At 65.7% G+C, this 18,542-nt stretch carries 15 protein-coding genes; 8 read left to right on the forward strand and 7 right to left on the reverse strand.

Annotation, left to right across the window (positions count from 1 at the left end; translation table 11 throughout):
- Positions 1–88 precede the first annotated feature (88 nt).
- Positions 89–1,963 carry a tRNA uridine-5-carboxymethylaminomethyl(34) synthesis enzyme MnmG gene (mnmG, locus tag KDG50_09040; GenBank protein ID MCB1865565.1) on the reverse strand — a complete coding sequence of 625 codons (1,875 nt, stop codon included), beginning with the start codon at positions 1,961–1,963 and terminating at the stop codon, positions 89–91.
- Positions 1,964–2,192: 229 nt separating this feature from the next.
- Here mnmG and KDG50_09045 point away from each other — a divergent pair, with 229 nt between their 5' ends.
- Both KDG50_09045 and KDG50_09050 read left to right on the forward strand, forming a co-directional pair.
- The gene (locus KDG50_09045) at positions 2,193–2,921 is read left to right on the forward strand and encodes a hypothetical protein (protein ID MCB1865566.1); all 729 of its coding nucleotides are present in this window, start codon (positions 2,193–2,195) and stop codon (positions 2,919–2,921) included.
- A gap of 156 nt (positions 2,922–3,077) precedes the next feature.
- On the forward strand, positions 3,078–4,013 hold the full coding sequence (locus tag KDG50_09050; GenBank protein ID MCB1865567.1) for a lysophospholipid acyltransferase family protein: 936 nt from the start codon (positions 3,078–3,080) through the stop codon (positions 4,011–4,013).
- Positions 4,014–4,045: 32 nt separating this feature from the next.
- On the opposite strand, the gene lpxA is transcribed toward KDG50_09050, so the two are convergent.
- Positions 4,046–4,849, reverse strand: a complete 804-nt coding sequence (gene lpxA, locus KDG50_09055) for an acyl-ACP--UDP-N-acetylglucosamine O-acyltransferase (GenBank protein ID MCB1865568.1) — start codon at positions 4,847–4,849, stop codon at positions 4,046–4,048.
- The gene (locus tag KDG50_09060; GenBank protein ID MCB1865569.1) at positions 4,846–5,466 is read right to left on the reverse strand and encodes a hypothetical protein; all 621 of its coding nucleotides are present in this window, start codon (positions 5,464–5,466) and stop codon (positions 4,846–4,848) included. Before KDG50_09060 ends, lpxA begins: the two co-directional genes overlap by 4 nt.
- Before the next feature lie 490 nt (positions 5,467–5,956).
- Here KDG50_09060 and KDG50_09065 point away from each other — a divergent pair, with 490 nt between their 5' ends.
- The 4 genes from KDG50_09065 to KDG50_09080 are packed head-to-tail and all read left to right on the forward strand — an operon-like array spanning position 5,957 to position 12,455.
- Positions 5,957–6,643, forward strand: a complete 687-nt coding sequence (locus KDG50_09065) for a carboxypeptidase regulatory-like domain-containing protein (GenBank protein ID MCB1865570.1) — start codon at positions 5,957–5,959, stop codon at positions 6,641–6,643.
- Positions 6,644–6,658: 15 nt separating this feature from the next.
- On the forward strand, positions 6,659–7,309 hold the full coding sequence (locus KDG50_09070) for a YqgE/AlgH family protein (protein MCB1865571.1): 651 nt from the start codon (positions 6,659–6,661) through the stop codon (positions 7,307–7,309).
- Complete coding sequence (locus tag KDG50_09075; GenBank protein MCB1865572.1) at positions 7,306–8,292, forward strand: cytochrome-c peroxidase; 987 nt, start codon at positions 7,306–7,308, stop codon at positions 8,290–8,292. The genes KDG50_09070 and KDG50_09075 overlap by 4 nt, the downstream gene beginning before the upstream one ends.
- Positions 8,289–12,455, forward strand: a complete 4,167-nt coding sequence (locus KDG50_09080; GenBank protein MCB1865573.1) for an EAL domain-containing protein — start codon at positions 8,289–8,291, stop codon at positions 12,453–12,455. Before KDG50_09075 ends, KDG50_09080 begins: the two co-directional genes overlap by 4 nt.
- Before the next feature lie 107 nt (positions 12,456–12,562).
- Here KDG50_09080 and KDG50_09085 read toward each other — a convergent pair whose 3' ends face one another.
- The 4 genes from KDG50_09085 to KDG50_09100 form a co-directional block, all read right to left on the reverse strand.
- Entirely contained in the window at positions 12,563–13,534 is a 972-nt protein-coding gene (locus KDG50_09085; protein ID MCB1865574.1) for an MBL fold metallo-hydrolase, read from the reverse strand.
- A gap of 114 nt (positions 13,535–13,648) precedes the next feature.
- On the reverse strand, positions 13,649–13,984 hold the full coding sequence (locus KDG50_09090) for a hypothetical protein (protein MCB1865575.1): 336 nt from the start codon (positions 13,982–13,984) through the stop codon (positions 13,649–13,651).
- Between the two features lie 48 nt (positions 13,985–14,032).
- Positions 14,033–14,728, reverse strand: a complete 696-nt coding sequence (locus KDG50_09095) for a hypothetical protein (GenBank protein MCB1865576.1) — start codon at positions 14,726–14,728, stop codon at positions 14,033–14,035.
- A gap of 88 nt (positions 14,729–14,816) precedes the next feature.
- The gene (locus tag KDG50_09100) at positions 14,817–15,698 is read right to left on the reverse strand and encodes a hypothetical protein (protein ID MCB1865577.1); all 882 of its coding nucleotides are present in this window, start codon (positions 15,696–15,698) and stop codon (positions 14,817–14,819) included.
- A gap of 327 nt (positions 15,699–16,025) precedes the next feature.
- Between KDG50_09100 and KDG50_09105 the strand changes: the two genes are divergently transcribed.
- Both KDG50_09105 and KDG50_09110 read left to right on the forward strand, forming a co-directional pair.
- A complete protein-coding gene (locus tag KDG50_09105) occupies positions 16,026–17,594 on the forward strand; it encodes a thioredoxin fold domain-containing protein (protein ID MCB1865578.1) in 1,569 nt (522 codons plus the stop codon).
- 290 nt (positions 17,595–17,884) lie between these two features.
- Positions 17,885–18,493, forward strand: a complete 609-nt coding sequence (locus tag KDG50_09110) for a midcut-by-XrtH protein (GenBank protein MCB1865579.1) — start codon at positions 17,885–17,887, stop codon at positions 18,491–18,493.
- The last annotated feature ends 49 nt before the right edge of the window (positions 18,494–18,542 follow it).

Genomic DNA, 18,542 nt, shown 5'->3' on the forward strand with positions numbered 1-18,542 from the left:
GTCGCAACCGAACCGCGCGGCTTTCGGTTGCCCACGAAAATCAAACACTTGTGCGTTCGATTTTCGGGCGGGACGTCCCTGTCTCGCGTTAGGCCGCGCGCGCGCGTTTCAGGTGTACGAGTAGCAGCGCAATCGCCGCGGGCGTGACACCGGGCACGCGGCTGGCCTGGCCGATGGTTTCGGGCTTCAGCGCGCCGAGCCGTTCGCGAATCTCCACGGAAAGCCCGCTGACATTCGCGTAGTTGAAATCCGTCGGCAGTCGCAGCGTCTCGTTGCGTTCGTGCGCGGCAATCTCCTCGCGCTGGCGTTCGATGTAACCCGCATAGCGCGCCTCGATCTCGATCTGCGCAATTGCGTCGGGGTCGTCCAGTCCCGGACCTATGCCTTCCATCGTCATGAGCGCGGAATAGCCCACGCCCGGACGGCGCAGCATCTCCAGCGCACGCACCTCGTGGGCGAGCGGTTCGCCAAGCCGTGCGTTCACTGCGTCGCCATGCCGGTGTGGCAGCAGCCACAGCTGTTGCAGGCGCTCGCGTTCCCGTTCGATGGATTCACGCTTGCGCGCAAACGTCGCCCAGCGCGCATCGTCCACCAGGCCAAGTTCACGTCCGCTTGCGGTGAGCCTGAGATCGGCGTTGTCCTCGCGCAGGCTCAGGCGGTACTCCGCGCGTGAGGTGAACATGCGGTACGGTTCGAGCGTGCCCTGGGTGATCAGGTCGTCGACGAGCACGCCGATGTAGGCTTCGTCACGACGTGGTGTCCACGGTTCCTTGCCGAGTGCTCCGCGTGCCGCGTTCAGTCCGGCGACGAGGCCCAGCGCGGCGGCCTCCTCGTAGCCGGTCGTGCCGTTGATCTGGCCGGCGAAATAAAGCCCGTCGAATGCCTTGGTCTGCAACGATGCGCGAAGCCCGCGCGGATCGAAGAAGTCGTATTCGATCGCATATCCGGGCCGGGTGATATGTGCGTTCTCGAAGCCGCGAATCGAGCGCACGAGTTCGACCTGGGTTTCAAACGCGAGGCTCGTGGAGATCCCGTTGGGATACAGCTCGGTGGCGTTCAGTCCCTCGGGTTCGACGAAGATCTGGTGCGAGTCCCGATCCGAGAACCGGTGCACCTTGTCTTCGATCGACGGGCAGTAGCGCGGGCCGACGCCCTCGATGCGTCCGGTGTACAGCGGCGAGCGGTCCAGGCCCGCGCGGATGATCTCGTGCGTGCGCGCATTGGTGCGCGTGATGTGGCAGGGCACCTGGCGCGGGTGCTTTTCGCGGCTGCCGAGAAACGAAAACACCGGCGTCGGCTCGTCGCCGGGCTGGACCTGCATGACGGAGAAATCGACGCTGCGCGCGTCGATGCGCGGTGGTGTGCCGGTCTTCAGGCGTCCGGCGCCGAGCGGCAGCTCGCGCAGACGTTCGGCAAGCCGGGTCGCCGGCGGGTCACCGGCCCGGCCGCCCGGCTGCTGGTCCAGTCCGATGTGCATGCGCCCGGCCAGGAATGTTCCGACGGTCAGCACGACCGCACGCGCGCGCAGTCGCAGACCGGTGGCGGTCACCACGCCTTCGACGCGCTGGCCGGCGACGATCAGATCGTCGATCGCGGACTGGAACAGCATGAGGCCGGGCTGTGCGTCGAGCATGGCCCGGATCGCCCCGCGATAGAGCTGGCGGTCGGCCTGGGCGCGGGTCGCGCGCACCGCCGGTCCCTTGGTCGCGTTGAGGATGCGGAACTGGATGCCCGCACGATCCGCGGCCCGTGCCATGGCGCCGCCGAGTGCGTCGATCTCCTTGACCAGGTGGCCCTTGCCGATGCCGCCGATCGCCGGATTGCAGCTCATCTGGCCCAGCGTTTCGAGGTTGTGGGTGACCAGCAGGGTGTCCGCGCCGGAACGCGCGGCGGCCAGTGCGGCCTCGGTGCCGGCATGGCCACCGCCGACGACGATCACATCGAAAACGCGCTGGAAATTCATGGCCGGGAGCGGGCAGGGCGGTCGGGACATCGATTTTATCGGTAATGCTGGCCTGATAGACTATTAGTAATTGGTTATCTTCCAATATAGCCAAGCAATAACATATAAAAATTTTCTATTTGTATTAAATAAGCATTTGCTTATAAACTGATCGCCATTGAATGAAGCACCCGGTCGAGCAGGCCGGGGCTCGACCCCTAACCCTGACCATTTTCGGGAGTACACACCAATGAAGAAGATCGCCCTTGCCATTGCTGCCGCGACCCTGACGGGTGCGACCGCTTCGGCGAACGCCTGGTTCGGCAACAACATGTTCGACGGTTTCGGCCTCGGTGATGGCGCCGGTTCCGGAGACTTCAACTTCTCGATGAGCGCCCGTGCGCGCGGCAACTCGCGCCTGTACGGCCGTGGCTATGGCAACGGCTATGGCTACGACGCCCCGTACTACGGCTATGCCCCGTACTACGCGCCGGTCGTTCCGGTCGCACCGGTCGAGGGTCAGGCCCAGCCGACCGCCCCGGTCGCACAGTTCCAGGCGCCGCAGTTCGTTGCTCCCCAGTTCGCGCGTCCGGTGATGCCTGAGTTCACCGCGCCGAAGTTCGGCGAGTTCCCGGCGATGCCCGAGTTCACCATGCCGAAGATGGCCGAGATCCCGGCGATGCCCGAGTTCACGATGCCTGAAATTCCGGCGATGCCCGAGTTTCCGGCCATTCCGGAGATGAAGGTTCCGGGCGTGGACTTCGACGCCCTGCAGGCCGAGATGGATGCGCGCGTGAAGGAACTCGAGGCGCAGATCGAAGCCCAGCGCGCCGCGCTGGACGCGCAGATCGCCGAGCGCCGCGCTGCGGTCGAGACGAAGCGTGCCGAGCAGAAGGCCCGTTTCGACGCGATGATCAAGGAGTTCGACAAGGCGCGTAACTGCGACACCACCGCGGTCAAGACCGCCGCTGGCGTCTAAGTTCGATCTCGTCCAGACCGTGCGGCCCCGGGTCGCACGGCGCGGTCGATGCAGCGGGGTGTACGGTCTGACCGTGCACCCCGTTTTCGTTCGTGGCGGCCCCGGCTGGTGCCGTCGTGTTCCAATACCTGCCCAATCCCGCGGCAGAGATCGCGCGTGTCCGCGCCCCCCAAGAACGATTCCGATCACGAACCCGGGCCGGGTGCGGTCTGGCTCGCACGAGCCCTGCTCACGCTCGGACGGTTGCCCGACGGCGTGCGTTACGCGCTGGCCCGCTTCATCGTCCTGCTGGCCGCCGACGTCTTGCGTTATCGCCGCCGTGTGGTGCGTGAGAACCTGGAGCGCGCCCTGCCGGAATTCGACGAAGCCAACCGCCGGCAGATCGAACGCGAAACCTATCGCCGCATGGGCGAAGCGATCGCCGAGGTGCTCGCGTGCGTGCACATGAGCGAGGCCGAGCTGCGTGAGCGCGTCGAACTCGTCCCAAGCCCGGAGATCGAGGCGCATCTGCGCGCCGGACGCAGCGTGATCCTGCTCGGTGCGCATCAGTACAACTGGGAATGGGGCGCGTTGCGCGCCGCCGCTGAGTTCGGTGTACCGGTGGTCGCGCTGGTCAAAACCCTGCACGTCGAGCTGGGAAACCATATGGTGCGGCGGCTGCGCGAGCGCTTTGGCCAGCGCAGCCTGCCGATTCAGTCGGCGTCACGCGCGCTGGTGCGCGAGCGCAACGTGCCGAAAATCATCGGCATGCTCGCCGATCAGCGGCCGCGACGCACCGGCGAACATGCCGTGTTTCAATGGCTCGGTCGCGAGAGCGAGTTTCACATCGGTCCCGAGCGGCTGGCGCGCGCCTTCGGCTGGCCGGTGTGCTTTCTGAACATCCAGCGGATATCCCGCGGTCGCTATCGCGCCTGGGCGCAGGCACTGGAGCCCGCACCGTCCGCAGGCGAATGGCCGCTGACTGAAGCTTATGCGCGCGCCGTGGAGGCGCAGATTCGTCGCGATCCGGCCGGCTGGCTATGGACGCACCAGCGCTGGCGGGCGAAGAAAAAGCAAAAACAGCAGAACAAACCGGCGTCGGCGAGCCCCTGACCGACCGCTGGCCGAAGCAAACCCCTGTTCGATCAGGACTCGTCGCTGTCGTTGCCGCGGCGACCGGCCGCCATCACGCCGCGCCGGCTGGACTGGAAGAACTCCGCAATCGATTGATGGTCGGTGTCCGCGCTGGCCAGCAGTTCGGCGAGCACCTCGGCGCGCGGGCGTCCCGTTCCATACAGCAGCTTGTAGGCAGCGCGGATCGCTGAACGCCGTTCGCGGCTGAATTCCGCGCGCCGCAATCCGACCTGGTTCAGACCCAGGTACCGCGCGGGATTGCCAACGGCCAAGGCGAATGGCGGTACATCCTGAACGACGGCGGCCATGCCACCGATCATTGCGTACTGGCCGACCCGCACATGCTGGTGCAGCCCGCAGTAACCGCCGAGCCGCGCCTGATCGTCGATCCGGCAGTGCCCCGACAGCGACGCGCCATGACTGAGCACGACGTTGTTGCCGACCTTGCAGTCGTGGCCGACGTGGGTATCGCCCATGAAGAAACTTTTCGAGCCGATGCGCGTGACACCGTCGTCCTTCTCGGTGGCGCGGTGCACGCTGCAGAACTCGCGAAACACGTTGTCGTCACCGATCTCCAGAAAGGTGTCGGCGTGCGCGTTGTGGGTGAGGTCCTGCGGCGGTCCGCCGAGCGCGACACTGAACGAGACCCGGTTGCGCGCGCCCATGTGCGTGCCACGGTAGATTCGGCAATGGCTTTCGATGATGCAGTCGGGGCCGATGCGCACGCCGGCCTCGACGACGGTGAACGCACCGATCTCGGCCGTGGGGTCGATCTCGGCGTCTGCATCGACGATCGCCGTCGGATGTATCTTCATTGTTCCTCCGCGGTCCCGGCGGCGCACTGTAAATCGCCCACGGACACCGATTGAGATTCCTGACCGTACCGCCATTCCACGCGCAGGTCCACGCGGCTGCCCGGCTCGGCATCCAGCGCCACCAGCCCGCCGACACGATCGCCGCTGGCCAGCAGCGCAAACGGCGGCATCAGCGCCCAGCGCAGGCCCGTGCGCGCGGCACGCGTGAGCTTCAGCGCCTGCCAGCGATCCAGCCAGTCGCCCGGCTTTGCAACCGGACGTGGTCGCGACTCACCGGCGATCACCCGCCAGCGGCGCAGGTCCAGCAGCACCGGCTCGCTGCCGTACGGCCGTGTGTTCTCCGCGCTCACCGCGACGACACAGCTGGTCGCAAACGCGCTGGTCGCGCCCGTCGGCAGGCCGAACCGGGCCAGCAGCTCGGCGACCGCAGCCGGCGTCGTTTCGGCGACGCTGAGCGTCAGGCTCGTGTCGCGAACCGTCGTGGTCGTCAGGCCGGAATCCGGATCCTGCGCCGTCGCCAGATCGACTGCGTGCACCGACGCCCCGAGCGCCAGCAGGGCCGCGGCGCCAAGCTGCGCTAGCCCGGACAGGGCGATCTTGACTCGATGTCGGGGCATGGTGCGCTAGTGCAGTGCGACGCTCTTGGAGGCACATTCAGAGCCCCCCAAAAGTGTCAGATCAATGGCTCCTCCCTTGGCAAGCGCCGCAACGCGGAGCTGGCGCTTTTGGGGGGCTCCCTTCGGGTGAGCCACGGTGCGCCCATCTGCGGCGTTGCGCCTGCTTGAAAGGGAACGGCCATTCCTGCGCAGGCGCGCCTTGCATTTGGGCGCACTGTGACTCACTGAAAGTACCTCCAAGAGCGTCGCACTACACTTAGGATCTGGACCTGTCGTGCGGACGCGAAGGCCGCGTGCCGCCCGGGATGACGATTGCCGGATTCACAAATCAACCGCGCACGTTACCGGTAATCGACCCGTGAGCGCCACAGCAATTTTGCCGGCGCGGGTGACTTGCCCGGGACCGCCGTGTGCCCTTGCCCGGAATCGCGGGCGCCTGCGCAGAATCGCCGCGCGCCCGCCTGCTAAAGTTGCTCATCTGCGAGCAACCTTGGGACTGGCGGTGCTGATGACGGATTTTCGCCTGATTGTCCGCGACTGGACGGCCGTAACCGTGCTTGCGTCCGGCGTGCTGTACGCCGGTGCCCCGGCCGCCGCGAGGTTCGAAGTGGAGGTCCTCGACCGGGCCGGTGCCGCGCTCCCGGGCGCGGCGGTCTGTGCCGGTACCGCCGGTGATGTTCGGCAGTTCGGTGCCCGGATCACCGGCGACGACGCCCTTGCGGTGTTTGACGACCTGCCGCGTGCGCCGGTGGACATCACCGTTTCGCTGTCCGGGTATCGCGGCATCGTGCAACGCTTCGCGCCGGCCGGATTCGATCGCCGCGTTCGGCTGGTCATGGTCCAGGGCGGCTTCGGCCCGCAGTGTCCGGGACCCGAGCAGCCGCGCCCAACGCTGCCGGCGCGCGCCGCCGACGCCGGATTGCAGGTCGTCAATGCGATCGTGCAACCTGCGGCGGAAGGCGCCTGGCTGATGCTCGAGTTCAACGGGCCGGCGGACGAGGTGCGTATCGGCCGTTCGGCGGATTTCGAGGGCGCCGAGTGGCGTCCGCTGTCGGCGCGGATCCGGCTCAACGAGCCGCCCGGCCCGGCCTATGTGCAGGTGCGTCGCCTGCTGAGGCTCGACGGCGCGATCATCGAATCGCGCTCGCCGCCAAAGCGTTTCCAGATTCCGCGCTGACGGGGGCCGGCGCGCATGCGAAGCCTGCACGCAGCCCGCCACTCAGCGCGTGTGGCCCGCTGGCTGGGCGTTGCGTGTGCGCTGGGATTTTCCGTCGCCGGCGCGCATGCCGCTGCACCGGAGGTTGCGCCCGGGTTGCTGCTGATTGCGGCAGATTCGGCCGACGATCCCAATTTTCGCCGTAGTGTCGTGGTGATCGTGCGCCACAATGACTGGGGCACGCTCGGGCTCGTGCTGAACCGGCCGTCGCCGGTGCCGCTGAAAAAGTTCTTTCCCGACGATCCGGTGCTCGCTGCCGTGGACGAGCCGCTGTACCTCGGCGGCCCGGTATTCGGCGGCGATTTGATGTATCTGTTTCGCGCCGATGCCGGCACGGCGGGTGGCGCGATGCATGTCGTCGACGATGTCTACGCAAGCGAGGATGCCGAACTGCTCGACCGGCTCGTCGCTGCGCCGGCGCGCCCGGCGCTGCGGTATTTTTTCGGTTATGCCGGCTGGGGCGCCGGGCAACTCGCCCGCGAACTCGCCGATGGTCGCTGGCTTGCGGGTTCCGCCACGGCCGAAGTCGTGTTCGACTCCAGCCCCCGGACGCTCTGGCGGCGCCTGATCCATGGCCGCGAGGGACCGTGGGTGCGCCTGGGCCGCTGGCCGGAGCTGCGGACATGAGTCTGGTCCGCCGGCGGGCGCGGATCGCGGCCGGTCTCGCCATGCTGCTGGCGGTTCCGGCCGCGCCTGCGCAGACCCCGCGCAACGAGCCGATCGAACCGCTGCCGACGAGTGTGCAACTCGATGCAGCGAGGGTCGCCCTGGGCGAGCGCCTGTTTGGCGATTCCCGCCTGTCGGCCAGCGGACAGATGAGCTGTGCGGGCTGCCACCGCCTGGATCGTGCCGGGGCGGACGGGCGCGAACGCTCTGCGACCAACTCCGGTGCGCCGGACCAGATCAATACGCCGACGATCTTCAACGTGGGTTTTCTGTACCGCTTCACCTGGCGCGGGGCGTTTTCCTCGCTCGCCGAACAGGCGGCGTCAGTGATCGCGAATCCGCGCCACATGGCGAGCACCCCGCAGGCGGCCGTGGCGCGGATTTCCGAAGACCTTGGCTATCGGCAGGGCTTTGCTCAGGCCTATCCGGGCCAGGGCCTGACGCCGACCACCCTGCTCGATGCGCTCGTGAACTACGAACGTTCGCTGATTACGCCCAACGCGCGGTTTGACCGCTGGCTGCGCGGCGAAGATGCCGCGCTCGACGCCCGCGAACTGCGCGGCTACGAGAAGTTCAAGCGTTTCGGCTGCATTGCCTGTCACCAGGGGCAGATGATCGGCGGCAACGTGTTCGCCCGGTTTGGAATCTTCACGCCGGGGCCGGCGCAGCGGTCTGCCGCGCCGAGCGGCGCCGACCTTGGCCGATTCATGGTGACCGGGCGAGAGGAGGACCGATTCGTCTACCGTGTGCCGTCGCTGCGCAACGTCGCCGAGACCGCCCCGTATCTGCACGACGGTTCGATCGCACGGCTGAAGGATGTCATTGACGAAATGGCGGAACACCAACTGGGCCGCGCGCTCGAGCTCGAGGATGTCGACGACATCCATGCATTTCTGCAAACCCTGACGGGCGAGTTCGACGGTGCGATGGTGAGCCGTCGATGAAGGCCGCAGGCGTGTTGCACTGCCGGCTGCCACGAGTGTTGTGCGTCGTTGCCGCGCTGTGGTCCGCAGACTACGCACGAACGGCCGGTGCGGATGATGTGCAGATCGATCTGCGCGCCCAGGTCGAACACGTGCGAGCCTACTACGCGACGCTCCGGCAGGATGTGCTGCGTGCGCGCGACGGCCTGCTGCGCAACTATGACTCCTTGCTGCATACACTCGCTGAAATCGAGTCCGATACACAGGACCTGCGCACGGAGTTGGCCGCGCAATCGGATCTGATGCTTCGCGGCGCTGCCAAAGAGTTCATTGCACGGCTCGCTGCCGACAACGCAGCGCTCGTGCGCATGGTCGAGGACTTCCTGAGCGCGAACGCCGTCCACCTCAATTCCCTGATATTTCTGCCGACGGTTGCCCGGGCCTTTGAGCATGCGCGTGACGAGTCGGGCGACGACATCCGGCGGGTGGACGCCGTTCTGGATGAACTGTACGCCGCCGTGTTGTCGCAGTTGAGTGCCTCTGACGCAGAAGCGCGGGATCGCGCGCAGGCACTGTACGCGGAGCTGGTCGCGTTCAATTTTTCGGCGCTCTCACCACAGCTCGAAAAGGCGGCCCGAGACGTTCGGCTGCATGTCGGCAAGCTGCTCGAGACCGGCTCCGAGCGCGATCGCCTGGTCGCGGCCATCTTCGATCTCGAGCCCGAGCGCAACCTGGTTGAAATCGCCGCGGCCGTTCAGAAGGCCGATCTGCGTCAGCATGCCGAGGCGGTCCAGCTGCGTCGGTTCCTGCTTGCCTTCGCGCTGGTGGCGGGGCTGTTGCTGGTCTGGGGCGCAATCAGTCTGCGCCGCAGCTACGTGGAAAACCGCGAGCTGGCGGACTATCCGCGGCTCAGCCCCAATCCCGTTCTGCGGGTTGGCGCGGGCGGCACCATCCTGCACGCGAACCCGGCGACGAAGAACTATGCAGACGCGCCTTCGGCGCTGCTGCCCGGGAACCTTCCCGCGTTGTTTGATCAGGCGGCCGGTGCGCCATCGGCACAGGCGACCCACCAGTATCATGCCGCCGGCCGCGACTGGTTGCTCACCTTGCAGCAAAGCGGCGACCGGCGCAGTGCAAATCTCTACCTGCAGGATGTTTCGGAGTTGCTGCGCAGCGAGCGCACCATCAGCGCCGTGCTGAAGACCGTGCACGACTGCCTGATCGTGATCGATGAATTCGGCACGGTTGAATCGGCGAACCCGGCGACCGAGCGGGTGTTCGGCTACGCGCCTGCCGAACTGGTTGGCACAAACATTTCACGACTGATGCGCGAGCGCGAGGCTGCGAATCACGATGGCTATCTCGCGCGCTATCGCGAAACGGGCATTGCGCACATCATCGGTCGGCCGTTGCGTGAACTACCGGCCGTGCGCCGCGACGGCACACCGATCGAAGTCGATCTGACCGTTACCGAAATCAGCACCGGCAGCGGCCGCCGGTTCGTCGGTCTGGTGCGCGACATCACCGAGCGCAAGCGCGTGGAAACCGCGATTCGCGCACTGGCGGGCATCAACGCCGACGATGAAAAGGCCTACATCGAAAGCTGTGCAAGAACGCTGGCCGAGGCGTTTTCGACCCGCTACTCGATGATCGCGAGCTACGCCGATCCGTCTCGAAAACGCATGCGCGCGCGTGCCATCTGGACCGGGTCCGGGTTCGCACAACCGGTCGAGTACGAACTCGAGGGCACGCCCTGCGCAGAGGCGTTCGTGCTGGGCACGATCGTCGTCGAAGACCGGGTCGTCGATCGTTATCCGGCTGACTGGCTGGCTGCCCAACTGGCCGTGCGCGGCTACATGGGTACGGCGCTGTTGTCTGCGCGTGGCGAACCGGTGGGCATCGTCGTCGTCGCAAGCGATGCGCCGATCGGGGAGCGGCCATGGATGCGCCCGCTGCTGGAACTGTTCGCGCGGCGCATTGCGTCGGAACTCGAACGCTGGCGCGAGGAGCGCCGCGTGCTCGCGCAGATGCGCGTGCTCGGGCGCATCGCCGCCGGCGATGATCTGGTGCGCGTGCTCGACGAGCTGTGTCGTGATATCGAGCAACAGATCAATGGCGCGGTTGCGTCGGTGATGCGTTTCGAACACCGCGAAGGCGTCCTGAATCTGCTCGCGGGCCCGTCGCTGCCGCCGGAGTTTGCCGGCAGGCTGATCGGCCTGCCCGTGGCGGACGGTCACACCCCTTGCAGCACCGCCGCCGCGCGGGCCGAAGCCGTGCTGGTCTCGAGCGAAGGCGACGATCCGCTGTGGGGCGCGCTGCGCGACGATGCGCTGGCGTTCGGGATATGTGCCTGCTGGTCGATGCCGATCTTCGACGACGACGGCACGGTGCTGGGCACCTTTGCGCTGTCGTTTCGCGATGCAATCGAGCCGCACGCGCGCGATGAACTCGCGTTTCAGTCCAGCGCGGCGATCGCGGGCCTCGCGATTCAACGCGCACGCGACACCGAGGCGCTGCGTGCCGAGAAGGAAAGCGCACAGATCACGCTGGCGTCGATCAGCGACGCGATCATCACGACCGATGGGCATGGCACGATCGAGTTCATGAATCCGGTCGCCGAGTCGCTGACGGGCTACAGTCTGGACGAGGCACGCGGGACGGCGCTGTCGGAGGTCTACCGCGTCACCGGCCGCGACGGTTCCATCAAGGGCGACGGGTTCATCAACGAGGTGCTAGCGGGCATCTCCGGTCCGCGCACGCCGGCGTTTCGCACGCTGGTGAATCGCGACGGCGTCGGCACGGACATCCAGGAGTCCATCGCGCCGCTGCGGGATCGCGATGGCGGGATCACCGGCGTGATGCTGATCGTTTCAGATGTCACCGCGCAGATGCGCCTGCAGTCCGAACTGGAATGGCAGGCGACCCATGATGCGTTGACCGGTCTGGTCAACCGCAGCGAATTCGAGCGCCGGTTGCGCGCGGCACTGGGCGAAAACACCGTCGTCGATCGTCGGCATTCGCTGCTGTATCTGGACCTCGACCAGTTCAAGGTCGTCAACGACACCTGTGGACATGCCGCCGGAGATGCGTTGCTCGCCCAGCTTGCCGATGAGTTGCGGACCGTCGTCAACGAGGGCGACACGCTTGGGCGGCTGGGTGGCGACGAATTCGCGCTGCTGGCGCTGAACTGCGACGTCGACGCGGCCCTGCGGCTTGGCGACCGCCTGCGCTCGACGATCCGTGGCCATCGATTCATCTGGCAGGGGCGATCGTTTGCGGTCGGCGCCAGTGTCGGCGTGGTGCCGCTCGATGGTTACGGCCCGGAAATCGGTGCGGTGCTGAGCGACGCGGACATCGCGTGTTACACCGCGAAGGAACGCGGTCGCAACCGCGTGCACCTGTACCGGCCTGGCGATTCCGAACTCGCGCGCCGGCGCGACGAGATGCGCTGGGTACCACAGCTGCGCGATGCGCTGAGCCACGACCGGTTTGCATTGCACTGCCAGCGCATCGAGCCGATCGGCAATGGCGAACGGCACTGTGAGCTGCTGCTGCGTCTCGATGCGGCGGACGACGGTGCGATTGGTCCGGATGCCTTTATTCCGGCCGCCGAGCGTTTCGGCCTCATGCCGGAGATCGACCGCTGGGTCATTCGCACGGCTTTTCGCACGATTGCCGCAACGCCGTCCGACGTCTTTACGGTGTACGCAATCAATCTCTGCGGTGCATCGCTGAACGAGGCGGATCTGGTGGGGCTGGTGCGTGGCGAGCTGGAGCGCCACAAGATCGTGCCGTCCAGCATCTGTTTCGAGGTGACCGAAACGGCGGCGATCCACAACCTTGCGACCGCGGCCCGGGTCATGCGCCAGATCAAGGCCCTGGGATGCCGGTTTGCCCTGGACGATTTCGGTAGCGGGCTGTCCTCCTACACCTACCTGAAGCAGTTGCCGATCGACTACCTGAAGATCGACGGCAGTTTCGTGCGCGATGTCCTGAGTGATCCGCTCGACCGCGCAATCGTGGAGTCCGTCGTGCAGATCGCGCGGGTGCTGGGCATCCAGACCGTAGCGGAATGGGTTGAATCCCCGGCGATTCTCGCCGAACTCGAGCGTATCGGCGTGGACTATGCGCAGGGCTACGCCATCGAACGGCCGCACCCGATCGAACTTGCGGTCGAGTCCTGACCGATCGTGATAGCGGCCCACGCTGGGCCGTTTCCAACCTGCAATCAGTTCACCGTCTGCGGTCCGGATTTTCGGGCGGGACTTCTCCGTCTCGCCATCGCTGCCTGCTATTCGAAACTGGCGCGTTCCGCCTCAAGGATCGCGAGCGAAATGCTGCGCCCGAATTCCTCCTCGTAGCCGGGCCACGAGTGGAATCCCGTGAGCTCGGCGTGCAGTTCCGGCTTGATCTCGAAGTCCGCCCTGCCCGTTTCGACTGCCTTGCCGGCCGCGCTGTACACGCGCTCGATGAAATGGCAGTAGGGCGCCAGTGCCGATTCCGCCGGACCGGAAGGCCCGTGACCCGGGACATATGCGGCGAAGTCCCGCCCGAGCATGTTCGCGCAGTTCTTCAGCGTGCCGCGAAAGCTGCCATCGTCCATGCGGCCGAAGCGTTGATTGAAACCGTTGTCGCCGAGCACGATCACGCGGTCCTCGACGATCTCGATCATGGCGTCCGTGCGCGTGTGGGCATGCTCGGTCAGGTGTGCCCGGAAGCTCAGCCCGCCGATCATGAGCGTCTGCTGATCGCTGAGTGCATGGGTCGGAATCATCGCCTGCGTGCCGTCGGTTGCGCCCTCGGTCATGCGCGACATCAGCCCGAGCCATTGGGTGTCGGCACCCGCCTTCACCTCTTCGATCATCTTCGGGTGCGCGTGGACCTCGACGTTCGGGTAGGCCTTCCGGATGGTGTCGTTGCCCAGCCAGTGATCGCCATGCACATGCGAGTTGAAGACGTGGCTGATCGGTTTCTTGCTGATACTGGACGCCGCACGCAGCACGATCTCGCCGGAGGGTTGCCCCGAACCCGGATCGATGACGACCAGCGAGTCGGCGGTCTCGACAATCACGGGATTGTTCATAAAACCCGCATTCGCCTTGTTCGGGAATTCGGTCGGTCCATGGATCACGTAGACGTGTTCGCTGATCTTGTCGACCGGAAACTCGCGTGGCTCCGCGGCCGCGCTCGAAACGCAGGCGAACGCAAGCGCGCTGGCGGTTGCCGCAAGGGCGGGGCGCGAAAAGGTGGCAGGCATCTTCACGGTCTGGGCTCCTGGTGGTCGGAACGGGGTTCCTGGTCGCTGGCGGGCGTGGCAGCAATGAGTATACGAGACGGGCGCGGATTTCCTGATGCCCCAACGCCTGACGCCTGTCTGTCAGTCCCCGGCCAGTCGTACCCGTGCGCTGGCGTCGGTCCGGTCGATGGTAACGACCAGCTCACAGTACTCCGCCTGCAGGGGTGTGGGGGTCGGGTCGTCCGCGCAGCTGCACCCGCCGGTGATGCCGAAATACGAAACACCCACGCGGGCGTGAATGTGCCCGCCATCGGCATGCGCCGCGATGAACATCGGTTCGATGGGCTCGTCCGCCACCATGCTCGATGCGCGCAGGCCGTCCTGCAGCGGCAGCAGATCCGCGTTCATGCGCCGGATGGCATTACACAGAACGCCTGGGAACGTCGTCCGTTCCCAGGCATCGAGTACTTCCGGCATTGCTGGCGCTGGCGGTGACATTCCTGAACCCGGCGCGGTCCTGCCCGGTTACGGAACGCGCTGACGCAGCTGCGGCTGGCGTTGAATGGGGCGGCCTGTGTTCGGCACCTTGACCTTCGGCGCGGTGCCGGCCGATGGCATCGTGGGTTGTGCAGGGTTCTGCGTATTGACGTCTGGCGCCGTCATGCCGGAAGGCTGGCCACCGGTGCCCGGTGGATTGTTGAGCGTCGCCGTGGCGGGGTCGGAATCCAGGGCGCGCTTCATGCGGCGCAGTTTTGGGCCCTGCGTACCGTCGGTCGACATGGAACTCTCGCTGCTGTCATCTCCACCGCCACCTCCGCCACTGCTGGGGGCGCTGCCGCCGCTGGATTCACCGCCGCTGGATGCGCTGCCACTACTGCTCGACCCGCCGCCGCTGCTTGAAGAGCTTCCGCCGCCCGATGCGCTGCCGCTGCTGCTGCTAGACGCTGACGAGCTGCCCGCATCCCGGTCCTTGCGCTCCAGCAGCTCACGGCACTTTTGCGGCTGGGTATTACAGTTCGCGGCCTCCCCGGTACGATTATCGATCACCCAGGGGTCGGTCTCGTTCGAATCTGGATAGGACATTTCCGGAACGTAGGTAATGTCGCCGCCCAGATCCTGCTGTCGATCCTCCGGCGGAATATCCCGCGGATTGGCGAAGCTTGCCGAGGTGGTCGCAAGCAGCGCGGCCGCAAGGCAGGAAAGACCGATGGAATGTTTCATGGCTTGAGCCCAGGTAGATGTGAGGTTGGTTCGTCGGTTCGCGGCATGCTCATTGAGTCGGCAGCGATTGTCGCGGGTTGTCGCAAGCTCATAGATACCAACCGACCGAAAGGTCCAGGTAGTTGTCGTCGCTGTCTGGCGAGAGCGTAAGGCCGCCGGGGGTCTTGATGCTGGAGCTGCGGCTGTTGGTGAGCGTGATCCCCACGTGGAACGTGTCGGCGTAGTAGGTCATTCCAAGCGCAGCGCTGCGCAGGTCCTGGCCGATCGCCGTTTTCGATTCGGAATACGACGCACTGAGGGCGAATCGCGGGTCTGCCTGCCAGCCCACGGCGGTCGAGAGCGTGTCCTTGGGAAACGCGGCAACCGTGTATGCCGGATTCGGTGGCAACCGGCGCCTGCTCAGAAAGGCCGTCGCCACGGCCTGGGCGAGCGCGGCCGGGTCATTGGTGTAGTCGTAGTCCGTGTACGAGGCGTAGACATAGACGCTCTCGCTGAGATTCTGTGTCAGACCGATCGCATAGTGACTCTGCCGGGGCAGGCGGGCGAGCAGGCTGGCCGGAAGGTTGCGAGTGGTATCCGGCGCGTAGTCCATCTCGCCGTAATCAAGATTCAATGCCGTCGTGAGCTTTGAACCCCAAAGCGGGTTCAGGCTCAACGATGCCGACGCCTCCAGTCCGTCCATTCTGAAGACGTCGTCGTCAATGCGACTGGCCGTCGCCCCGACCGAAACGACATCGTTGATCTGCCAGTCGAGCCCAGCGCTGAGCGACTGCATACTCACATCGCCACCGCTCACCCCCTGAAACACACCCGCCCTGAAAATCAACGGCAGGTCACCCATGGGCGAATCGAAGTCGAGCCCGCGCGAATAGTAACTGTCGCCGCCTGAGCCCAGGCTCAGGTAGAGGTTGGCCGCAGGCGACGGGTTGGCCACCAGCCAGGCGGTGAACGCCAGCAGGAGATGGGGCAACAGGTGGCGGTTCTGATGCATGCAGCGCGAACGATCTGACCGAGCTCGCCAGATTTAATCCCGCGCCCCAGGCCCTGTCAACGTGGTCGTTTGGCTTGCATCGTGACATCGCCAAACAAACAGACGTCGCGGCCTGCATCGACCGGTTGACCCTGCCCCGAGCCGCTCCGCGGTCGATTGCAGGCTGGGCCATACGCCGGGCTGCAACCCTCTGAAATGGTTGCGTCTACAAAATAAGAAGATGTTTTGGAACTGTTTCCGTTAAGACTCTTTCGGCGCTATGGCAAAGACTTCGTGCATGAACCTTGAATCACGCGGAGTCCAACGATGAATACCACGAGCATTCTCGCTTCCGGCCGGATCGGCACTCGAACACTGTTGCTGGTCCTGGGGCTGTCGATCGCCCCGGTCGCCTTCGGGTCCACCGATGGGTCGCCCCTGCATGACGCCGTCCGAACGGGCGACCTGGCCACGCTTCGTTCGGTTGTCGCCGCCGGCGAGAACCCCAACCCCCGCGACAACGCCGGTCGCACGGCGCTGAGTTTCGCGGTCGAAACCGGGAACGAGCAGGCCGTGCGGATGCTTCTGGACGCCGGTGCCTCGCCTGACATCAACGACTTTCTCGGTCGTGCGCCGCTGCACCACGCCGTGGGCGTAACCATCGGGATTGCGCGGCAGCTGCTGGCGGCCCGTGCCGACGTCGACATCCGCAACTCCGGCGGCGTCACGCCGCTGATGCAGGCGGCCGGCGCGGGCCGTCGCGACGTCGTGCGCCTGCTCCTGAAGGCCGGGGCACGGGTCGACTTTCGTGATTACCAGGGCAACACCGCCGAAGACTGGGCCAGGCGCGGTCAGGACGCAGAACTGGCGACGCTGCTGTCGGTTCGCATCCAGTCCGTCCAGGCGCCGGGTGCGCTTCCTGCCGGCGATGAAAATTTCGCCGAGGACGTTTTCACCGATGTGCATTTTCCGCTGTGGTTCGAGCCGAGTTTCCTGGATCTGCGCGAGGACCTCGCCACGGCGACCGAGCGCGGCAAGACGGGGCTGCTGGTTTTTCTGAGCACGCGTCGCTGCAGCTACTGCAAGGCGTTCATCGACAAGGTGCTCGAAATTCCGGACGTCCGCAGGCGTGTGCAGTCGGCATTCGATGTCGTTGGTCTGGAGATCATGGACGACAGTCCGATGATCGACCCCGAGGGCAACCGGTCTTCCGTGCGGGACTACGCAACGGCAAACGAGGCCGCGTTCACGCCCACGCTGATCTTCTACGGCGCACAAGGGCGTCGCATGCTCAAGATCGTCGGCTACTATCCGGCGGAACGCTTCCGCGAGGTGCTCGACTATCTGGAGGGCGGACACTACGACCGCGAACCTTTGCGCCAGTATCTGGCGCGTGTTGAAGCCACCCCGCTTCCCGCGCCGACACCGATCATCCGCGACGACGAGCTGTTCGAGCGCCCACCGCACATGCTCGATCGCACGGCCTTCGCGGCGGAGCGTCCGCTCGTGGTGGTTTTCGAGTCTCCGGGCTGCGAGGCCTGCCAGCGCTTGCACGAGCGCGTTCTGTCAGACCGGTCGGTACGGCGCCTGATGACGGAGTTCGACAGCATTCAGCTGGATGCGACCGACACAGTCAGTCGCATCCGCACACCGGACGGCGGCTTGATGAGTCCGGCGCAGTGGTATGAGGCGCTGGGGCTCTCGTACAGTCCGGCCATCCTGTTTTTCGACCGCGACGGGCAGGAGGCCATGCGACTGGATTCCGAAACCCAGCGTTTCCGCATGGAAGGTACGCTGCAACTCGTGCTCGAAGGCGGTCACAAGCAGGACGCGCAACTGCAACGCTGGCGCTGGAAGAAGGCCGTACAGGTGTTCGACCAGAGCGCGCAGCGCTGATCCGACAGGCCCCGGAGCATTGGTCGTTTCAACCGCCGGCCAGGGCATGGCGTACGGCGCCACCTCAGGTGACCCGTAAACACGAATGCGGTAGCCTTGCCGCTCGCTCGATATAAAGGAAACTCTGATCAATTCAGAGTTTCCCGTGGCACAGGGACGTGCCACCATTTTCAATGTGCGCAAGCCATTGAAAATGTATGAAAACGAAAAACCGCGCTTTTTCGTTTTCGTCGCTCTGTTAATCTAGGATGGATTAATCAGAGCTTCCTAAACAAGGGGGACCCAGCGCCATGAACATCCTGAAATCATCCGCACGACTGTGTGCCGCGGCCGTTACGTTCTGCGCCGTCCTGCCGGTGTTCGCGGGGCCGGCCAACGGCGGCAACGGTGGCGCCGCCCTGATCATCTATGAGCCGACCTCGTTCGCCGTGCCTGCCTCCGGGGGTTACGTCCTTGTGGCCCTGGCGATGCTGCTTGCCGTGGTTGCGTTTCGCCTGCTGAAGCGCCCGACCGGCGAGCGTTCCGGCTTCTTCGTCATGGCGCTCGGCGTCACTGCGCTGGCGACGGGCTCCGGCGGCGTCAAGCTGATCAGCGACGCCCGTGCATCGCTCAACCTTTTGCTGGAGTTCAACTCCGGCGGGGCTTACCTTGTGCCGCCGTCCGACGTGCCGGTCTGCTGGACGGTCGAGAATGCCGCGCAGGTGCCGCATGCGATCACATCGATCCAGGCCCAGTCCGGCTACATGATCGGCAGCTGTGTGAACGGCGGCGCACCGGTCGGACCGGCGATCAACGGCGGGGCGGGCACCTATCGTGGAACCTGCGACGACAATCCGTCCACGAAGCTGCGCCCGGGCGACTTCTGCGACCTGCTCGCAGTGCCCGACGGCGACAGGTGACGGCCGTTGCGCGTGGCCCGCTGGGGCCTGCCTGAATTGGCTGGTCTCG

The organism is Chromatiales bacterium, assembly GCA_020445605.1.
Classification (GTDB): Bacteria; Pseudomonadota; Gammaproteobacteria; order JAGRGH01; family JAGRGH01; genus JAGRGH01.